This window comes from Streptococcus sp. Marseille-Q6488 (assembly GCF_946902925.1).
Taxonomy (GTDB): domain Bacteria; phylum Bacillota; class Bacilli; order Lactobacillales; family Streptococcaceae; genus Streptococcus.
On the sequence record NZ_CAMPPZ010000005.1, the window covers coordinates 19364 to 39769 of the forward strand.

General features: G+C 39.7%; 18 protein-coding genes and 2 pseudogenes. 14 read left to right on the plus strand and 6 right to left on the minus strand.

From position 1 onward, the window contains the following. Window positions 1-209: 209 nt before the first annotated feature. A complete protein-coding gene (locus OVN23_RS01700) occupies window positions 210-476 on the plus strand; it encodes a glycosyltransferase (protein ID WP_240147164.1) in 267 nt (88 codons plus the stop codon). Window positions 477-606: 130 nt separating this feature from the next. Here the strand turns inward: OVN23_RS01700 and OVN23_RS01705 are convergent. Then, window positions 607-768 (minus strand): annotated as a pseudogene (locus tag OVN23_RS01705) (helix-turn-helix domain-containing protein); the annotation flags it as partial. Window positions 769-971: 203 nt separating this feature from the next. On the opposite strand from OVN23_RS01705, the gene rpmB reads away from it, so the two are divergent. The 10 genes and pseudogenes from rpmB to OVN23_RS01755 all read left to right on the plus strand — a co-directional run bounded on the left by rpmB (window position 972) and on the right by OVN23_RS01755 (window position 9523). Next, window positions 972-1160: a 50S ribosomal protein L28 gene (gene rpmB / locus OVN23_RS01710; RefSeq protein WP_001140948.1), complete on the plus strand. Its 189-nt coding sequence runs from the start codon at window positions 972-974 to the stop codon at window positions 1158-1160. A gap of 154 nt (window positions 1161-1314) precedes the next feature. Next, a complete protein-coding gene (locus OVN23_RS01715; protein ID WP_050089938.1) occupies window positions 1315-1680 on the plus strand; it encodes an Asp23/Gls24 family envelope stress response protein in 366 nt (121 codons plus the stop codon). A 2-nt stretch (window positions 1681-1682) separates the two neighbouring features. Further along, complete coding sequence (locus tag OVN23_RS01720) at window positions 1683-3350, plus strand: DAK2 domain-containing protein (RefSeq protein ID WP_173217927.1); 1668 nt, start codon at window positions 1683-1685, stop codon at window positions 3348-3350. A gap of 200 nt (window positions 3351-3550) precedes the next feature. After that, on the plus strand, window positions 3551-5251 hold the full coding sequence (locus OVN23_RS01725) for an acetolactate synthase large subunit (protein ID WP_060805182.1): 1701 nt from the start codon (window positions 3551-3553) through the stop codon (window positions 5249-5251). After that, complete coding sequence (gene ilvN / locus OVN23_RS01730; RefSeq protein ID WP_001253803.1) at window positions 5244-5720, plus strand: acetolactate synthase small subunit; 477 nt, start codon at window positions 5244-5246, stop codon at window positions 5718-5720. Before OVN23_RS01725 ends, ilvN begins: the two co-directional genes overlap by 8 nt. Before the next feature lie 65 nt (window positions 5721-5785). Continuing rightward, on the plus strand, window positions 5786-6808 hold the full coding sequence (gene ilvC, locus OVN23_RS01735) for a ketol-acid reductoisomerase (RefSeq protein WP_000290683.1): 1023 nt from the start codon (window positions 5786-5788) through the stop codon (window positions 6806-6808). An 83-nt stretch (window positions 6809-6891) separates the two neighbouring features. Then, window positions 6892-7248, plus strand: coding sequence for a hypothetical protein (locus OVN23_RS01740; RefSeq protein ID WP_001027897.1), 357 nt, complete (start codon window positions 6892-6894; stop codon window positions 7246-7248). A gap of 50 nt (window positions 7249-7298) precedes the next feature. Beyond that, entirely contained in the window at window positions 7299-8549 is a 1251-nt protein-coding gene (ilvA, locus tag OVN23_RS01745) for a threonine ammonia-lyase IlvA (protein ID WP_000952975.1), read from the plus strand. 538 nt (window positions 8550-9087) lie between these two features. After that, window positions 9088-9201: pseudogene (locus tag OVN23_RS01750) on the plus strand (SPFH domain-containing protein); the annotation flags it as partial. A 106-nt stretch (window positions 9202-9307) separates the two neighbouring features. Beyond that, the gene (locus tag OVN23_RS01755) at window positions 9308-9523 is read left to right on the plus strand and encodes a hypothetical protein (RefSeq protein WP_001130036.1); all 216 of its coding nucleotides are present in this window, start codon (window positions 9308-9310) and stop codon (window positions 9521-9523) included. A gap of 188 nt (window positions 9524-9711) precedes the next feature. Here OVN23_RS01755 and OVN23_RS01760 read toward each other — a convergent pair whose 3' ends face one another. Beyond that, a complete protein-coding gene (locus OVN23_RS01760) occupies window positions 9712-10476 on the minus strand; it encodes an amino acid ABC transporter ATP-binding protein (protein ID WP_000189476.1) in 765 nt (254 codons plus the stop codon). Next, a complete protein-coding gene (locus OVN23_RS01765) occupies window positions 10476-12041 on the minus strand; it encodes an ABC transporter substrate-binding protein/permease (protein ID WP_173253079.1) in 1566 nt (521 codons plus the stop codon). Before OVN23_RS01765 ends, OVN23_RS01760 begins: the two co-directional genes overlap by 1 nt. 138 nt (window positions 12042-12179) lie before the next feature. On the opposite strand from OVN23_RS01765, the gene OVN23_RS01770 reads away from it, so the two are divergent. Further along, window positions 12180-14069 (plus strand): DUF2207 domain-containing protein, encoded by a 1890-nt coding sequence (locus tag OVN23_RS01770; RefSeq protein WP_261040369.1) that lies wholly within the window; start codon window positions 12180-12182, stop codon window positions 14067-14069. A 60-nt stretch (window positions 14070-14129) separates the two neighbouring features. After that, window positions 14130-14975, plus strand: coding sequence for an undecaprenyl-diphosphate phosphatase (locus OVN23_RS01775; protein WP_023945368.1), 846 nt, complete (start codon window positions 14130-14132; stop codon window positions 14973-14975). Between the two features lie 32 nt (window positions 14976-15007). On the opposite strand, the gene dinB is transcribed toward OVN23_RS01775, so the two are convergent. Beyond that, complete coding sequence (dinB, locus tag OVN23_RS01780) at window positions 15008-16069, minus strand: DNA polymerase IV (RefSeq protein ID WP_173217917.1); 1062 nt, start codon at window positions 16067-16069, stop codon at window positions 15008-15010. A gap of 237 nt (window positions 16070-16306) precedes the next feature. Here dinB and pflB point away from each other — a divergent pair, with 237 nt between their 5' ends. Continuing rightward, window positions 16307-18631 carry a formate C-acetyltransferase gene (pflB, locus tag OVN23_RS01785; RefSeq protein ID WP_267240291.1) on the plus strand — a complete coding sequence of 775 codons (2325 nt, stop codon included), beginning with the start codon at window positions 16307-16309 and terminating at the stop codon, window positions 18629-18631. A gap of 366 nt (window positions 18632-18997) precedes the next feature. On the opposite strand, the gene OVN23_RS01790 is transcribed toward pflB, so the two are convergent. Next, window positions 18998-19555, minus strand: a complete 558-nt coding sequence (locus tag OVN23_RS01790; RefSeq protein ID WP_173217915.1) for a DUF6036 family nucleotidyltransferase — start codon at window positions 19553-19555, stop codon at window positions 18998-19000. After that, on the minus strand, window positions 19548-19832 hold the full coding sequence (locus OVN23_RS01795; protein ID WP_050259685.1) for a hypothetical protein: 285 nt from the start codon (window positions 19830-19832) through the stop codon (window positions 19548-19550). Before OVN23_RS01795 ends, OVN23_RS01790 begins: the two co-directional genes overlap by 8 nt. Window positions 19833-20406: the final 574 nt, after the last annotated feature.

A 20406-nucleotide genomic window follows, 5' to 3' on the forward strand; every position in this document is an offset into this window, starting at 1 on the left:
TCTAGCTAACTGCTTTACTAACTACGTTTGGCAAATGGAATCGATTTGCCAAGCCCCGTGTCGTGGTGTAAAAAATAGCCTTATCTAAACGCTTTGCCGTCATAATGGAAAGTAAGCTCCCCAAACATATGATGGGAATAAAAAAGAAATGAGATAGAGAATGAGAGACGAGAAAAAAGCGATTGTCTTAGGCGCAGGTAATGCTCAGTATGAATAAAGTTGAAACAACAATAAAGTCCCTGTGTATTCGTTATGATAATCGGAAGTTTTATATTTTTAATGATGATTTTCCGATTGACAGTAGTATTCTGAAAGATTATCGTTTACCCTTTGAGGGACTTTCTTACGCTACCTTATTTAGGTATTTTATCCCTAAGTATGTAAGTGAGGTTCGTGTATTGTATTTAGACTTGGATATTATAGTGAGAAAACCGATAGATGAGCTGTGGTACTTAGACTTAACAGGCATCTCCTGAGTAGTAGTTAGAGATGATTTTTATACACCTATTTTCAATGTTGTTTTTTGTTAATCAACAATGACATGTGAAGAGCAGAAAATGTCACGTAAAATCTGATTTAAGACACAAATAAAAAATCTTCCAATTCTCTGTTTCCGTGTCTGAAGGCTTCTTTTCCTTTCTGTTGATAGACTAGTAGCAGACGATTGATTTGTCTTTCAGAAAGATTGAGTTCGACACAGGCTCGATTCTTTGTTTTCTTTCCTTGGTCTATAGCTTTTATCACAAGATATTTTTTCGTTTCATTCATATTCAGTTGGATCCTTTTCATATGACTATTCTACCAAATGGGACATTTTCACGTTCGATTTACTAAAGACATTATCGCATTCGAATCACAATAAATAAAAAAATCTTCCAATTCCCTTGCAAAAATGAAGAAAGTGTGATAACATAGTACGGTATGTGGTGCTAGCACATCCGCTATATTAGATCTAATAGGAGGAAAACACAATGGCTAAAGTATGTTACTTTACAGGTCGTAAGACTGTATCAGGAAACAACCGTTCACACGCGATGAACCAAACAAAACGTGCCGTAAAACCAAACCTTCAAAAAGTTACTGTTCTTATCGATGGTAAACCTAAAAAAGTTTGGGCTTCAGCTCGTGCTTTGAAATCAGGTAAAGTTGAACGCGTTTAATAATAAAAGCAAGGAGACCTCAGGGTCTTTTTCTTTTGTCATAGCGAAAAAATCATTTTAAAAGCAGAGTAAATATCCGCTGATACAGTATTCTGCTTTTACACTTGGGCTGAAATATGATAAAATAGAGTATCAACTAGTTGAGGTAAAAAGGATGACTGTAAAAATTAATACAAAAGATGGTCAAATCGAACTAACAGATGAAGTGATTGCAACTGTCGTAGGCGGTGCAACAACTGAGATTTTTGGTGTGGTCGGTATGGCTAGTAAAAATGCCCTCAAAGATAATTTCCAAGCCCTTCTAGGTAAGGAAAATTATTCCAAAGGTGTCGTCGTAAAGGCAGCCGAAGATGGAAGCATTGCAGTTGATGTGTATACCGTGTTGAGCTACGGAACAAAGATTAGTGAAGTGTCAAAAAACATTCAAGAGCGTGTTGCCTTTAGCTTGGAAAACCAGCTTGGAATTACTGCTCAGACTGTAAATGTCTACATTCAAAATATCAAAGTTGTAGGAGAATAACCGTGTCAAAAATTACTACTAGCTTATTTCAAGAAATGGTGCAGGCTGCATCAACTCGCTTGAATAAGCAAGCTGAATATGTCAATTCATTAAACGTCTTCCCTGTTCCAGATGGAGATACTGGGACAAATATGGGAATGACCATTGAAAATGGTGCTAAAGAAGTTGCAGACAAGCCAGCTTCTACAGTTGGCGAGGTAGCGAGCATTCTTGCCAAAGGTCTTTTGATGGGTGCGCGGGGGAACTCAGGAGTTATTACGTCTCAGCTTTTCCGTGGATTTTCACAAGCGATCAAGGATAAAGACGAGTTAACAGGTCAAGACTTGGCCCTTGCCTTCCAATCAGGTGTGGAAGTTGCCTATAAGGCAGTGATGAAGCCAGTTGAAGGAACGATTTTGACAGTTTCTCGTGGTGCTGCTATCGGTGCTAAGAAAAAAGCTGAGCAAACAGATGACGCTGTTGAAGTCATGCGCGCAGCTTTAGAAGGTGCTAAAACAGCTCTAGCTAAAACACCAGACATGCTTCCAGTCTTGAAGGAAGTTGGCGTTGTGGACTCGGGTGGTCAAGGATTGGTTTTCATCTACGAAGGTTTCCTTTCAGCCCTTACTGGCGAATATATTGCATCTGAGGACTTTGTAGCCACTCCTGCCAACATGAGTGAAATGATCAATGCAGAGCACCACAAGTCTGTGGCTGGTCATGTGGCGACTGAGGACATCAACTTTGGTTACTGTACTGAAATCATGGTAGCTCTTAAGCAAGGTCCAACCTATGCCAAAGATTTTGACTACGATGAATTCCGTAACTACTTGAATGAACTTGGAGATTCTCTCCTCGTTGTCAATGATGATGAAATCGTCAAAGTCCATGTCCATACAGAAGATCCAGGACTTGTCATGCAAGAAGGTCTCAAATATGGTAGCTTGGTCAAGGTAAAAGTTGACAATATGCGTAACCAACACGAAGCACAGGTTGAGAAAGAAGCTGCTCAAGTTAGCAAGCCAGCTGAAGAAAAAGAGTATGCTTTGATTGCCGTGGTGGCTGGTAAAGGTCTAGCAGATATCTTCCGTTCTCAAGGTGTGGATTATGTTATCGAAGGCGGTCAAACCATGAACCCTTCAACAGAAGACTTTATCAAGGCTGTTGAACAGGTCAACGCTCGTAACATTATCTTCCTGCCAAACAACAAAAACATCTTCATGGCAGCTCAATCTGCAGCAGAAGTTTTGGAGCAACCAGCAGTAGTGGTGGAAGCTCGCACTCTTCCTCAAGGTTTGACAAGTCTTCTTGCTTTTGATCCAAGTAAGTCCATCGAAGAAAACCAAGAGCGTATGACAGCTGCTCTTAGCGATGTCGTTAGCGGAAGCGTCACAACAGCTGTGCGTGATACAACCATTGATGGCTTAGAAATCCATGAAAATGATAATCTAGGTATGGTGGATGGGAAAATTCTCGTGTCAAACCCTGACATGCACCAAACCTTGACAGAAACTTTGAAACATATGTTGGATGAAGATAGTGAAATCGTAACCTTCTATGTCGGTGAAGACGGAAGCGAAGAACTTGCCAATGAAATTGCTCAAGAAATCGCAGAAGAATTCGAAGACGTTGAAGTCGAGATTCACCAAGGTCAACAACCTGTTTACCCATACCTATTTAGTGTAGAATAAGATTAATGAAGGACTGAGAAATCAGTTCTTTTTTTCTTTTTAAATAATGAAATCGGTATCTTTTAAATAAAAACCAAAATAACATTCATAAATAAACGTTAAAATAGAAAATTCAGAAAATTTCTTCTTTTGTCTTGAAAAATTTTGAAAAAGTGGTATGATAGTAACAAGTTATTTTTAAGAGGAAAGAAAGGGGAACAATGGAGAAAATCAGTTTAGAATCTCCTAAGACGGGGTCTGACCTAGTTTTGGAAACACTTCGTGATTTAGGAATTGATACCATCTTTGGCTATCCTGGTGGTGCAGTCTTGCCTTTTTATGATGCGATATATAATTTTAAAGGCATTCGCCACATTCTAGGACGCCATGAGCAAGGCTGTCTGCATGAAGCTGAAGGTTATGCTAAATCAACTGGAAAGTTGGGTGTTGCCGTCGTTACTAGCGGACCGGGAGCAACAAATGCCATTACAGGGATTGCGGATGCCATGAGCGATAGTGTTCCCCTTTTGGTCTTTACAGGTCAGGTGGCGCGAGCAGGGATTGGGAAGGATGCCTTTCAGGAGGCAGACATCGTGGGAATTACCATGCCAATCACTAAGTACAATTACCAAGTTCGTGAGACAGCTGATATTCCTCGTATCATTACGGAAGCTGTCCATATCGCAACTACAGGCCGTCCAGGGCCAGTTGTAATTGACCTACCTAAAGACGTATCTGCTTTAGAAACAGACTTCATCTATTCATCAGAAGTGAACCTACCAAGCTATCAGCCGACTCTTGAGCCAAATGATATGCAAATCAAGAAAATCTTGAAGCAATTATCCAAGGCTAAAAAGCCAGTCTTGCTAGCTGGTGGTGGAATTAGTTATGCTGAAGCTGCTGCAGAATTAAATGAATTTGCAGAACGCTATCAAATTCCGGTGGTAACCAGTCTTTTGGGACAAGGAACGATTGCAACGAGTCATCCACTCTTCCTTGGAATGGGAGGCATGCACGGGTCATTCGCAGCTAATATTGCCATGACGGAAGCGGACTTTATGATTAGTATTGGTTGCCGTTTCGATGACCGTTTGACGGGGAATCCAAAGACTTTTGCTAAGAATGCTAAGGTTGCTCACATTGATATTGACCCAGCTGAGATTGGTAAGATTATCAGTGCAGATATTCCTGTAGTTGGAGATGCTAAGAAAGCCTTGCAAATGTTGCTAGCAGAACCAACAGTTCATAACAATACTGAGAAATGGATTGAAAAAGTTACCAAAGACAAGAACCGCGTTCGTTCTTATGATAAGAAAGAGCGTGTAGTTCAACCGCAAGCTGTTATTGAACGAATTGGTGAATTAACTAACGGAGATGCCATTGTGGTCACAGACGTAGGTCAACACCAAATGTGGACAGCCCAGTATTATCCCTACCAAAATGAACGTCAGTTAGTGACTTCAGGTGGTTTAGGAACCATGGGATTTGGAATTCCAGCAGCAATCGGGGCTAAAATTGCTAACCCAGATAAGGAAGTAGTCTTGTTTGTTGGGGATGGCGGTTTCCAAATGACTAATCAGGAATTGGCGATTTTGAACATTTACAAGGTGCCAATCAAGGTGGTTATGCTGAACAACCACTCACTTGGAATGGTTCGTCAGTGGCAGGAATCCTTCTATGAAGGTAGAACATCTGAGTCAGTCTTTGATACCCTTCCTGATTTCCAATTGATGGCACAAGCTTACGGTATTAAAAACTATAAATTTGACAATCCTGAGACCTTGGCTCAAGACCTTGAAGTCATCACTGAGGATGTTCCTATGCTAATCGAGGTAGATATTTCTCGTAAGGAGCAGGTGTTACCAATGGTGCCAGCTGGTAAGAGCAATCATGAGATGTTGGGGGTGAAGTTCCATGCGTAGAATGTTAACAGCAAAACTACAAAATCGTTCGGGAGTCCTCAATCGCTTTACCGGTGTCCTGTCTCGCCGTCAGGTTAATATCGAAAGCATCTCTGTTGGAGCAACAGAAGATCCGAATGTATCGCGTATCACCATTATTATTGATGTAGCTTCACATGATGAAGTGGAGCAAATCATCAAGCAGCTCAATCGTCAGATTGATGTGATTCGCATTCGAGATATTACGGATAAACCACACTTGGAACGCGAGGTGATTTTGGTTAAGATGTCAGCGCCAGCTGAGAAGCGAGCTGAGATTCTAGCGATTATTCAACCTTTCCGTGCAACAGTGGTAGACGTAGCGCCAAGCTCGATTACCATTCAAATGACAGGAAATGCCGAAAAGAGTGAAGCTCTATTGCGAGTCATTCGACCATACGGTATTCGCAATATCGCTCGTACGGGTGCAACAGGATTTACCCGTGATTAAAAATCCAACTTAAATTTGTTAAACCAGCCTAAAAGGCAATAAATAATAGAAAAGAGAGAAAAACTATGGCAGTTCAAATGGAATACGAAAAAGATGTTAAAGTAGCAGCACTTGACGGTAAAAAAATTGCCGTTATCGGTTATGGTTCACAAGGACATGCGCATGCGCAAAATTTGCGTGATTCAGGTCGCGATGTCATCATCGGTGTACGTCCAGGTAAATCTTTTGACAAAGCAAAAGAAGACGGATTTGACACTTATACAGTAGCAGAAGCAACTAAATTGGCTGATGTTATCATGATTTTGGCACCAGACGAAATCCAACAAGAATTGTACGAAGCAGAAATCGCTCCAAACTTGGAAGCTGGAAATGCAGTTGGATTTGCCCATGGTTTCAACATTCACTTTGAGTTTATCAAAGTTCCTGCAGATGTAGATGTCTTCATGTGTGCTCCTAAAGGACCAGGACACTTGGTACGCCGTACTTATGAAGAAGGATTTGGTGTTCCAGCTCTTTACGCCGTATACCAAGATGCAACAGGAAATGCGAAAAACATTGCTATGGACTGGTGTAAAGGTGTTGGAGCAGCTCGTGTAGGTCTTCTTGAAACAACATACAAAGAAGAAACTGAAGAAGATTTGTTTGGTGAACAAGCTGTACTTTGTGGTGGTTTGACTGCCCTTATCGAAGCAGGTTTCGAAGTCTTGACAGAAGCAGGTTACGCTCCAGAATTGGCTTACTTTGAAGTTCTTCACGAAATGAAATTGATCGTTGATTTGATCTATGAAGGTGGATTCAAGAAAATGCGTCAATCAATTTCAAACACTGCTGAGTACGGTGACTATGTATCAGGTCCACGTGTAATCACTGAACAAGTTAAAGAAAACATGAAAGCTGTCTTGGCAGACATCCAAAATGGTAAATTTGCAAATGACTTTGTCAATGACTATAAAGCTGGACGTCCAAAATTGACTGCTTACCGTGAACAAGCAGCTAACCTTGAAATTGAAAAAGTTGGTGCAGAATTGCGTAAAGCAATGCCTTTCGTTGGTAAAAACGACGATGATGCATTCAAAATCTATAACTAATTAGAAAGCAAAGAATTTTGCTAAAATAGTAGCTTCAGCTATTCGTGGGATATTAGATGTACTTATTTAGGGGTTGAAATCATATGAATATTACCAATTTGTTTTCTATCAAGACAGGATGTGATGAAACTGATAGGCAACTGCAAAAATTATTTTTTCAGTTGGATTTACAATTGGGAGAATTGACAGATCAACTAAGAAAATTAGATTCTAATTTTGTTCCTCGTAGTCAATTTGTAGACACGCTGGATTTGAATGATGTAGAATATAAAGAAATTTTAAACTATTTTATCTTCCATCGTAATGATAGTGAAGAAAGTTTGGCAGAATGGTTATATGATTGGATTTCTACAAATCGTTATGAACTTCCTAAAGAGTTTTCAATTCGTATGGCTCATAAATATCATGAAAGTGTTGCTGAAGTTTTTGGAGATGAATAACTAAAAAAACAGTCATTAGTGACTGTTTTTTATAGAAAAAGAGGTTTTATATGTTAAGTTCAAAAGATATAATCAAGGCTCACAAGGTCTTGAACGGTGTGGTTGTGAATACACCGCTTGATTATGACCATTATTTATCGGAGAAGTATGGTGCTAAGATTTATTTGAAAAAGGAAAATGCCCAGCGTGTTCGCTCTTTTAAAATTCGTGGTGCCTATTATGCTATTTCTCAGCTCAGCAAGGAAGAGCGTGAGCGTGGAGTAGTCTGCGCTTCTGCGGGAAATCATGCGCAGGGAGTTGCCTATACTTGTAATGAGATGAAAATTCCTGCTACTATTTTTATGCCCATTACTACTCCGCAACAAAAAATTGGGCAGGTTCGCTTTTTTGGTGGGGATTTCGTGACCATTAAACTAGTTGGAGATACCTTTGATGCCTCAGCTAAAGCAGCTCAAGAATTTACAGTCTCTGAAAATCGTACCTTTATTGATCCCTTTGATGATGCTCATGTCCAAGCAGGTCAAGGGACTGTTGCTTATGAGATTTTAGAAGAAGCTCGAAAAGAATCGATTGATTTTGATGCTGTCTTAGTTCCTGTTGGAGGTGGTGGTCTCATTGCTGGGGTTTCTACTTATATTAAGGAAACAAGTCCAGAGATTGAGGTTATCGGAGTAGAGGCGAATGGAGCGCGTTCTATGAAGGCTGCCTTTGAAGCTGGTGGACCTGTTAAGCTCAAGGAAATTGACAAATTTGCGGATGGGATTGCTGTGCAAAAGGTAGGACAGTTGACCTATGAAGCAACCCGTCAACATGTTCAAACCTTAGTAGGTGTTGATGAGGGATTGATTTCTGAAACCTTGATTGACCTCTACTCCAAGCAAGGGATTGTTGCAGAACCTGCTGGAGCGGCTAGTATCGCTTCTTTAGAAGTTTTAGCTGAATATATCAAGGGGAAAACCATTTGTTGTATCATTTCTGGAGGAAATAATGATATCAACCGTATGCCAGAAATGGAAGAACGTGCCTTGATTTATGATGGTATCAAGCATTACTTTGTGGTCAATTTTCCACAGCGTCCAGGTGCTCTGCGTGAGTTTGTAAATGATATCCTGGGACCAAATGATGATATCACACGTTTTGAGTATATCAAACGAGCTAGCAAGGGAACAGGGCCTGTATTGATTGGGATCGCTTTGGCAGATAAGCATGATTATGCAGGATTGATTCGTCGAATGGAAGGTTTTGATCCGGCTTATATTAACTTAAATGGGAATGAAACGCTTTATAATATGCTTGTCTGAGGGCTAATAAAAAAATATCATATTATTTGCACAACTGATGTATAGGTGCTATAATGAAGATGAAGAAAGGGGGCGATTCCTATGGTTTTAGGAAACTTATCGTGCAATTCTTACTTCTGTTCATTATAGCACTTATGATGTTTGGCTCAGATTTCCATCCTTCATTTTGATTTCCCGTCTATTTTGAAAAGTAAACTCACACGGTCTTTAAGATGTGATTTGCTTTCTTTTTGCTGACAAATATATCATATTAAAAGGATATATGAGCAACTGACTGAGCTTATCTGTCTTGTCATCTTTATTAAGGATGGTTTAGAGAATCGGGTGTTTGGTTTTAGGCTAGCACCTCAATATCCAAATGAGTGATGAATTTGAAGGATATAAGGAATAGCTATCTATCAGATGATTTTTTGAGGAAGAAAGATAGGAGTTTTTGAGCTAGTGAAGGCTTGGATTTCTAAAGGTTAGAACTGTCATCTTCAGTTCTTAAATCGAAGAAATAAGCTATCTTACGGAAATAGAGAAGCATTTTTTTAAAAGCTTGAATAATTTTGCACCTCAAGAGGGTAATAATACAATATTTTTATTAGCAAATATTTATGGTGTAGAGGCTAGCAAAACCTATATATTATCGGCTTTAAAAAGGAAGTAAGAAAATTATGAACTAATTATTTTCGTTGAATATATGTTTTTTTATTGACAAAAGTAGTAAAAACGTATACAATTAAATATTGTAAAGAAGAAAATAGGAGAAAAACATGGCTAAGTCAAACTTTGAAAAAGTAGAATCAGTTGTTGGCTGGGTTCGTGATAAGAAAATCACAGGCTACCGTATCTCTAAAGAAACGAATGCGCGTGAAATGTCTATCATTGCTCTGGCGCAGGGTCGTGCAAAAGTAAAAAATATTTCATTTGAAACAGCCCTAGGCCTAATTGATTTCTATGAAAAAAATCATGAAAAATTTGAAGATTAATCTTTGGATAACGGCGGATTCCTGACCCTCAAGTAGTAGAGATAGAGAATCTGCCTTTTCATTTTGGACAGCAAAAAGACTGCACGGTTGATGCAGCCTTTTCTTTTTATTTGATACTCTTCGAAAATCAAATTCAAACCACGTCAGCTTAACCTTGCCGTACTCAAGTACAGCCTGCGGCTAGCTTCCTAGTTTGCTCTTTGATTTTCATTGAGTATGAGATAGCGTTGAAGGAACTCTTTTGTACGGTCTTCTTTAGGATTGGTGAAGAGGTCTTCTGGTTTGCCTTCTTCAGCGATTACACCCTTATCCATGAAGATAACACGGTGAGAGACATCACGGGCGAATTCCATTTCGTGAGTTACAACAATCATGGTCAAGCCTTCTTGAGCCAGGTCCTGCATGATTTTGAGGACTTCTCCAACCATTTCTGGATCGAGAGCTGATGTTGGTTCATCAAAGAGAATAGCGTCAGGATTCATTGAAAGGGCGCGAGCGATGGCCACACGTTGTTTTTGACCACCTGAGAGTTGTTTTGGTTTGGCTTGCCAGTAGCGTTCTCCCATGCCGACTTTTTCTAGGTTTTCTTTGGCAATTTTTTCAGCTTCTGTGCGTTCGCGTTTAAGGACTGTTGTCTGAGCGACGATTGTGTTTTCGAGAACGTTAAGATTTTCAAAGAGGTTAAAGGATTGGAACACCATCCCTAGTTTTTCACGGTATTGCGTGAGGTCATAGCCTTTTTCGAGGACGTTTTGTCCATGATAAAGGATTTGTCCATCAGTTGGCGTTTCAAGTAGGTTAATGGAGCGTAGGAAGGTTGATTTTCCGCTTCCAGAGCTTCCGATGATAGAGATGACTTCTCCCTTGTGGACAGTCAGAGAAATGTCTTTTAGCACTTCGTTTTGTCCATAGGATTTTTTGAGGTGTTTAATTTCAAGGATTGCTTGTGTCATTATTTTAAATCCTCCGTTTGCATTTGGTTAGCACCTGTAGTATAGGTATCCATGTCCATTCGGCGCTCGATGAAGCGTAGGATACGTGTTACGGTGAAGGTGAGGACAAAGTAAATCACGGCGATGATTGTAAATGTCTGGAAGTATTGATAGGTTTGTGTTGCCACGGTATTTCCTGAGAAATAAAGTTCGACAACCGAGATAACGTTCAATACAGATGTATCTTTGATATTGATGACAAATTCATTACCAGTTGCTGGTAGGATGTTACGGACCACTTGAGGTAGGACAATCTTACGCATGGTTTGGTTATGAGTCATACCGAGTGCAGTTGCGGCTTCAAATTGTCCCTTGTCAACTGCCAGGATACCACCACGGACGATTTCAGTCATGTAGGCACCGGTATTGATTGAAACGATGAAGATAGCAGCTAGTGTACGGTCAAGGTTGATCCCGAAAGCTTGGGCAGTTCCATAGTAGATAACCATCGATTGAACGATCATTGGGGTACCACGGAAAATTTCAATGTAGACATTGAGGATCCAGCCGATTAGTTTTTGTAGGCCGTAAATGGCTTTATTTTCAGAGAGAGGAGCAGTACGGAAAACACCAATGGCAAGACCGATGATGAGACCGATGATGGTTCCGACGATAGAGATTAAAAGAGTGATACCAGCACCACGCAAGAGTTGTTGCCAGTTTTCAGAAAGAATTTTAGTGACTTGGCTAAAGAAACTACTGCTAGTCTCTTCAGTTGTTGTAGCTTCGGCAGGTTGTTCCTTGATCATACGATCCATCAAGGCAACTTGGTCGTCTTTTGAAATGGTTTCAATGCTGGCATTGATTTGGCTAATACGATTGTCATCTTTACGAAGTCCAATAGCGATAGCTGTATCTTCTTCCCCAGTTTTGAAACCAGGTTCTACTTGGACCATCTTAAACTTAGAGTTCGCAGCTTCAGCGGTCAGAGCTTCTGGGCGTTCAGAAACATAAGCATCGATAACACCAGCCTCAAGAGCTTGGCGCATTTGAGCGAAGTCTCCCATGGCTGTTTCTTTTTTAGCACCTGGGATTTGTGCAATCAAGTCATAAAGGTAGACACCTTGTTGAGAAGTGATTTTCGCACCATTAAAGTTATCTAAAGATTTAGCATTTGCGTAGGCAGAATCTTTTTTGACTAGTAGAACTGGTTCGCTAGTGTAGTAACTGCTTGAAAAGGCAATTTCTTGTTTACGCTCGGCAGTAGGACTCATACCTGCGATAATCATGTCAATCTTACCAGAAGTAAGGGCAGGAACTAGACCCTCCCACTTGGTTTTAACAACCAAAGGTTCTTTACCTAAGTCCTTAGCGATTTTCTTGGCGATTTGAACATCGTATCCGTTAGCATACTGGTTAGTCCCATCGATTTTGACAGCTCCATTGCTATCATCGTCCTGAGTCCAGTTAAAGGGAGCATATGCTGCTTCCATCCCGATGCGTAAATATTCATCGGCTTGGGCAACATTGACAAGTCCCAGCATCAGCAAGAGACTTGTGAAAATAGATAAGTATATTTTTCTCATGATTTCTCCTATTTCTAATCTATTAAAAAATAACTGTCTCCTATTTTATCGAAAAATGCGTAATTTTTCAACATAAGTAAGCCTTTACTTACGAAAAAATGCTATAATGATAAGAAAGATAAAAAGGGGGCTTAGTTGATGAAAAAAATTTTTTTATTACTGGTGTTAGGCTTGTTTTGCTTTCTGCCACTCTCTGTTTTTGCCATTGATTTCAAGATAAACTCTTACCAAGGGGATTTGTATATTCATGCAGACAATACAGCAGAATTTAGACAGAAGATAGTTTACCAGTTTGAGGAGGACTTTAAGGGCCAAATCGTGGGACTTGGACGTGCTGGCAAGATGCCTAGTGGATTTGACATTGACCCTCATCCAAAGGTTCAGGCTGCGAAAAACGGTGCTGAGCTAGCAGACGTTACTAGCGAAGTGACAGAAGGAGCAGATGGTTATACTGTGAAAGTCTACAATCCGGGTCAGGAGGGCGACATAGTTGAAGTTGACCTTACATGGAACTTAAAAAATTTGCTTTTCCTATATGATGACATCGCTGAATTAAATTGGCAACCTCTGACAGATAGTTCAGGGGCTATTGGAAAGTTTGAATTTCATGTAAGGGGAGACAAGGGGGCGGAAAAACTCTATTTCCATACAGGCAAACTTTTTAGAGAGGGAACGATTGAAAAGAGTAGCCTTGATTATACTATTCGTTTGGACAATCTTCCAGCTAAGCGTGGAGTTGAATTGCATGCATACTGGCCTCGAACTGATTTTGCTAGCGCTAGGGATCAGGGTTTGAAAGGGAATCGTTTAGACGAGTTTAATAAGATAGAAGACTCGATTGTTAAAGAAAAAGAGAAAAGTAAACAACTCCTTACGTGGGTGTTTCCTGCCATACTTTCTATCTCCTTGTTATTGAGTGTCTGCTTCTATTTTATCTATAGAAGAAAGACCACTCCTTCAGTCAAATATGCCAAAAATCATCGTCTCTATGAACCACCAATGGAATTAGAGCCTATGGTTTTATCAGAGGCTGTCTACTCTACCTCCTTGGAGGAAGTGAGTCCCTTGGTCAAGGGAGTTGGAAAATTCACCTTTGATCAACTTATTCAAGCTACCTTGCTAGATGTGATAGACCGTGGGAATGTCTCTATCATTTCAGAAGGAGATGCAGTTGGTTTGAGGCTAGTAAAAGAAGATGGTTTGTCAAGCTTTGAGAAAGACTGCCTAAATCTGGCTTTTTCAGGCAAAAAAGAAGAAACTCTTTCCAATTTGTTTGCGGATTACAAGGTATCTGATAGTCTTTATCGTAGAGCAAAAGTCTCTGATGAAAAACGGATTCAAGCAAAGGGGCGTCAGCTCAAATCTTCTTTTGAAGAAGTATTGAAAGAGATGCAAGAAGGAGTGAGAAATCGAGTTTCCTTCTGGGGACTCCCAGATTATTATCGTCCTTTAACTGGTGGGGAAAAGGCCTTGCAAGTGGGTATGGGGGTCTTGACTATCCTGCCCCTATTTATCGGATTTGGTTTGTTCTTGTACAGTTTGGATGTTTATGGCTATCTTTACCTCCTCTTGCCAATACTTGGTTTTCTGGGTTTGGTTTTGGCTGTTTTCTATTATTGGAAGCTTCGATTAGATAATCGTGATGGTGTCCTAAATAAAGCAGGAGCAGAAGTCTACTATCTCTGGACCAGTTTTGAAAATATGTTGCGTGAGATTGCACGATTGGATCAGGCTGAATTGGAAAGTATTGTGGTCTGGAATCGCCTCTTGGTTTATGCGACCCTATTTGGCTATGCGGACAAGGTCAGTCATTTGATGAAAGTTCATCAGATTCAAGTGGAAAATCCAGATATTAACCTCTATGTAGCTTATGGCTGGCATAGTATGTTTTATCATTCAAGCGCGCAAATGAGCCATTATGCTAGTGTCGCAAATACAGCAAGTACCTACTCCGTATCTTCTGGAAGTGGAAGTTCTGGCGGTGGCTTCTCTGGAGGCGGAGGTGGCGGCAGTATCGGCGCCTTTTAAAGAGAGCTATCACTGGCTGAAAAAATATGCTATAATGGAAGATAGAAAAAGGAGTAATCTATGTATCTTATTGAAATTTTAAAATCTATCTTCTTCGGTATTGTTGAAGGAATTACGGAATGGTTGCCGATTTCCAGTACAGGTCACTTGATTTTAGCAGAGGAATTTATCCAATACCAAAATCAGAATGAGGCCTTTATGTCTATGTTTAATGTCGTGATTCAGCTTGGCGCTATTTTAGCAGTCATGGTCATTTATTTTAACAAGCTCAATCCTTTCAAACCGACTAAGGATAAGCAGGAAGTTCGTAAGACTTGGAGACTATGGTTGAAGGTCTTGATTGCGACCTTGCCTTTGCTTGGCGTCTTTAAATTTGATGATTGGTTTGACACCCACTTCCATAACATGGTTTCTGTTGCTCTCATGTTGATTATCTATGGGATTGCCTTTATCTATTTGGAAAAGCGCAATAAAGCGCGTGCTATCGAGCCAAGTGTAACAGAGTTGGACAAGCTTCCTTATACGACAGCCTTCTATATCGGCCTCTTCCAAGTTCTTGCCCTTTTACCAGGGACAAGCCGTTCTGGAGCAACGATTGTCGGTGGTTTGTTAAATGGAACCAGTCGTTCTGTTGTGACAGAATTTACCTTCTATCTAGGGATTCCTGTTATGTTTGGAGCTAGCGCCTTAAAGATTTTCAAATTTGTAAAAGCAGGACAGCTCCTGAGCTTTGGGCAATTGTTCTTGCTCTTGGTTGCGATGGGAGTCGCTTTTGCAGTTAGTATGGTGGCTATTCGCTTTTTGACCAGCTATGTGAAAAAACACGATTTTACCCTTTTTGGTAAATACCGCATCGTGCTTGGTAGTGTTTTGCTACTTTACAGTTTTGTCCGTTTATTTGTATAAGAAAAACCTTGAAGGGGCAGCTCTTCAAGGTTTTAAAATCCAGTCAGGGTAATCCCCAGCAGGCGGACACCTCTTTCTTTCTCGCTTAACTCTTCATAGAGTTGCAGGGCGATTTGGCTTATCTGACTAGCATCCTGTGTTTTTTGAGCCAGACTTTTTCGTTTAGTAAGAGTTGAAAAGTCCTCGTAGCGAATTTTCAGAATGACAATTTTTCCAGCTTTTTCTTGTTGACTGAGATTGAGAGCGACTCTTTCTGATAGAAGAGTCAGCTCTTTTTTAATGTCTTCCTCGGCACGGAGAATCTTCCCGTAGGTTTTCTCCTTGCCGATTGATTTACGGATGCGATTTGATTTAACTGGAGAGTTGTGAATGCCACGAGCCTTTCGATAAAGGTCATAGCCCAGTCTGCCAAATCGGTCTATTAGGGTCACTTCAGGAACTTCAAGTAGGTCAGCGCCAGTAAAAACACCCATGTGATGAAGACGTTCGACTGTCTTTTTTCCTACTCCATGAAATTTGGAAATATCCATTTGTTTGAGAAAATCCTCAGCTTGGTCAGGTAGAATCACTGTCAAACCATGTGGTTTTTGATAATCACTGGCCATTTTAGCCAAGAATTTGTTGTAAGAAACGCCAGCAGAAGCAGTTAGATGGAGTTCTTGCCAGATATCCTCTTGAATGAGGCGAGCAATTTTGACCGCTGACTTGATCCCGAGTTTATTTTCTGTCACATCCAAATAGGCTTCGTCAATGCTCATAGGTTCAATCAAATCTGTATAGCGCTTAAAGATAGATCGAATCTGGAGTCCCACAGATTTGTATTTCTCATAATTTCCTGAGATAAAGACGGCCTGGGGACAACGTTCGTAGGCTTCCTTGGAGCTCATGGCTGAATGGACACCAAAAACTCGAGCCTCATAGCTACAAGTGGAAACGACACCACGTCCACCTGTTTGCCGAGGGTCGCTTCCGATAATGACAGGTTTTCCTCTGAGTTTAGGATTATCCCTGATTTCTACCGCAGCAAAAAAGGCATCCATGTCAATATGGATGATTTTTCTTGACAAATCATTTAATAAGGGGAAAATCAACATGCCTAGCACCTTTTTACAGCTTATTTTCTTTTATTATACCCTTTTTTCTGAAAAAAGGAAAAAAGGGTATAATTTTTTCAAAAATATAATACAGTTTGGAGTAAAATATAGACTGTTTTAGAAAAGAAAGTGTAAAAATAGGGATTTTTCGCTTGTTGAAATCGGTTACTGTATGGTATACTTGACTCATGAATGTAACAGATGGTTGTTACTAGAAAGAAAAAAGAGGACATTAACATGGTTGTTAAAACAGTTGTTGAAGCACAAGATATTTTTGACAAAGCTTGGGAAGGCTTCAAAGGCGTAGATTGGAAAGAAAAAGCAAGTGTATCACGCTTCGTACAAGCTAACTACACACCTTACGATGGAGATGAAAGCTTCCTCGCAGGACCAACAGAACGTTCACTTCACATCAAAAAAATTGTAGAAGAAACTAAGGCTCACTACGAAGAAACTCGTTTCCCAATGGACACTCGTCCAACATCTACTGCTGACATTCCAGCAGGATTTATCGATAAAGAAAACGAAGTTATCTTCGGTATCCAAAACGATGAACTCTTCAAATTGAACTTCATGCCAAAAGGTGGTATCCGTATGGCTGAAACTACTTTGAAAGAAAATGGATACGAACCAGATCCAGCTGTTCACGAAATCTTTACTAAATACGTAACAACAGTTAACGACGGTATCTTCCGTGCCTACACTTCAAACATCCGTCGCGCTCGTCACGCTCACACTGTAACTGGTCTTCCAGATGCATACTCACGCGGACGTATCATTGGTGTTTACGCACGTCTTGCTCTTTACGGTGCAGACTACTTGATGCAAGAAAAAGTAAACGACTGGAATGCAATCGAAGAAATCGATGAAGAAACAATCCGTCTTCGTGAAGAAATCAACCTTCAATACCAAGCATTGCAACAAGTTGTTCGCTTGGGTGACCTTTACGGAGTTGATGTTCGCAAACCAGCGATGAACGTTAAAGAAGCAATCCAATGGGTTAACATCGCCTTCATGTCTGTCTGCCGTGTTATCAACGGTGCTGCAACATCTCTTGGACGTGTGCCAATCGTATTGGACATCTTTGCAGAACGTGACCTTGCTCGTGGTACATTTACTGAATCAGAAATCCAAGAATTCGTTGATGATTTCGTTATGAAACTTCGTACAGTTAAATTTGCTCGTACAAAAGCTTATGATCAATTGTACTCAGGTGACCCAACATTCATTACAACTTCTATGGCTGGTATGGGTAACGACGGTCGTCACCGTGTTACTAAGATGGACTACCGTTTCTTGAACACACTTGACAACATCGGTAACTCTCCAGAACCAAACTTGACAGTTCTTTGGACTGATAAATTGCCATACAACTTCCGTCGCTACTGTATGCACATGAGCCACAAACACTCTTCTATCCAATACGAAGGTGTAACAACAATGGCTAAAGACGGATATGGTGAAATGAGCTGTATTTCATGCTGTGTGTCTCCACTTGACCCAGAAAATGAAGAGCAACGCCACAACATCCAGTACTTCGGTGCGCGTGTAAACGTATTGAAAGCCCTTCTTACTGGTTTGAACGGTGGTTACGACGATGTTCACAAAGACTACAAAGTATTTGACATTGAACCAATCCGTGACGAAGTTCTTGAATTTGAATCAGTTAAAGCTAACTTTGAAAAATCTCTTGACTGGTTGACTGACACTTACGTAGATGCTTTGAACATCATCCACTACATGACTGATAAGTACAACTACGAAGCTGTTCAAATGGCCTTCTTGCCAACTAAACAACGTGCAAACATGGGATTCGGTATCTGTGGATTTGCTAACACTGTTGATACATTGTCAGCTATCAAATACGCTACAGTTAAACCAATCCGTGATGAAAATGGCTACATCTACGATTACGAAACAATCGGTGAATACCCACGTTGGGGTGAAGATGACCCACGTTCAAACGAATTGGCAGAATGGTTGATCGAAGCTTACACTACTCGTCTACGTAGCCACAAACTTTATAAAGACGCAGAAGCTACTGTATCACTTTTGACAATCACATCTAACGTTGCTTACTCTAAACAAACTGGTAACTCACCAGTCCACAAAGGTGTATACCTCAACGAAGATGGTTCTGTGAACTTGTCTAAACTTGAATTCTTCTCACCAGGTGCTAACCCATCTAACAAAGCTAAAGGTGGATGGTTGCAAAACTTGAACTCACTTTCTAGCCTTGACTTTAGTTATGCAGCTGATGGTATCTCATTGACTACACAAGTATCACCTCGCGCTCTTGGTAAGACTCGTGACGAACAAGTTGATAACTTGGTAACAATCCTTGATGGTTACTTCGAAAACGGTGGACAACACGTTAACTTGAACGTTATGGACTTGAACGATGTTTACGAAAAGATCATGTCAGGCGAAGACGTTATCGTACGTATCTCTGGATACTGTGTAAACACTAAATACCTCACTCCAGAACAAAAAACTGAATTGACACAACGTGTCTTCCACGAAGTTCTTTCAATGGATGATGCCTTGGATGCATTGAGCTAATCAAGTTTTTGAATAATGAAAAGGAACCCTCGGTCAATCGACTGAGGGTTTTGTGCTTGGGATAGTGTGAGCAATTCCTTCGGCGCAATATGCAATGTTTTTGGGAAGGAATAGTGGACCGAATCTGAAATATAATAGATTGAAACTAGAATAGTACACCTTTATTTCTAAAACATTGTTAGAAATCGATTTGACTGTCCTGATCGATTGGTCCTATTCTTATTTTATTTTACTATAGTCCGCTGAAACGGCTCAAACAGTGCTAGAAATTGACTGGAATTCTCTAAGCGATTTGTTCAGATTTTATTTCATTTCATCATAAAAACAAGACGACTGGCTAATTGACAATCATCTTGTTTTATACTGTTAATAAAATTCGCGAAGTTTATCTTGATTTTCTTTAAAAAATTTTTCTAACCAATCCATACCATAAGCATAACTAAAGCCTTCTAATAGAACAGAGAGGTCAATAGTATCAAATCCCATGTCTTTTAAATATTTAAAGGTATCGAATGGTGAATGAAAGTTTTTGTATTTAATAATTGCACCAATATCTTTCAAATCCTGCTCTCTGATACTCATCATCTTCATTCCTAACACATACTCAATAGGGACTACTAAAACAGTCAGATTCTCAAATGAGTACAAGGATTCACATAAACTTAAGGGAGGTTGTTTGTTCATATTTGCAACATGATTGTTGAGCCATAACTCTTCGTGGGTGTTAAGATTAAACTGTTTTCCTACACGAGCAATAATTTCATTGATTTTCTGATTTTGGTCATAAAAAGCATCAACATCTTGTGTGGCACGTAAACCATGATATTCTAAGACATAACCACCGACACAGATAATTGTTAAAGTCAGATTTTCCCGAATTAATTCCTTATTTAGGGCTTGGAAGACCGGTTTCATTTTATCCATGCTTGTATTTCTCCATCAATTTTTGAACATTGGTTAACTTAGCAGGTTTATTTAATGAAATCACATATTTATGAGTTGGAGTATGCTCTTGAAAGGCATACTTCAAGCTAATTTTTTGAAAATGAGTTAGTTCTTTGGAGTCTAGCAACTTTTCTACATCTTGGTTTGTTAAATAAGAATAGTCTTCAAAAATAACTTTTCGCAAATAGCGAAACCAATGGCTTGCGTTGAATTGTGATTGTTTGGATGCCTGTATCATATAATCGTACCAATCCATTGTCTTCCTCCTATGAAATTTAGTTTATCTTATTGTAGTTTATATTTAAAAATGTAGTTTTTCTTAATTAGCTCGTATTAGAAAAGAGTGTTTAGAATGCAAAATGAACCTTTTTTCTTATCCAAAAACCTTACTAAAGTATATAATTTAGGAAGTCAATTCTGTATGATAATGTTTGTACTATCGTCGAGTTTTTGCTTGATTGCCTAACGAGATAAATTTTAGAAGAATTTTCGGTGTGATTTGACAAGCTTCTGACTGGAAGGATAGTTACACTAGTATTGTTTATTAAAATGAGGAGATAGAGAAAATTTGGAATCCATTTGCTTATTATCAATCGTTTTTTTAGCTTATTTGTCTTAGAATGGTATAGAACTGATTTATGGATTGATCCTCTTGTATCTTATCCTGTTCCTAAATATGTTGGTAGAAAAATGAAGCAGTTGTTACGAGTGTCTGTATTGGGAAAAATTTTATCTATACAATTCTTTAAATGATATGAAGGCTAGGAATGCCAAAACACTGACATATTTCGTTTGAATCTCATCCGATCCCTTTACTTGTATTTGTAGAA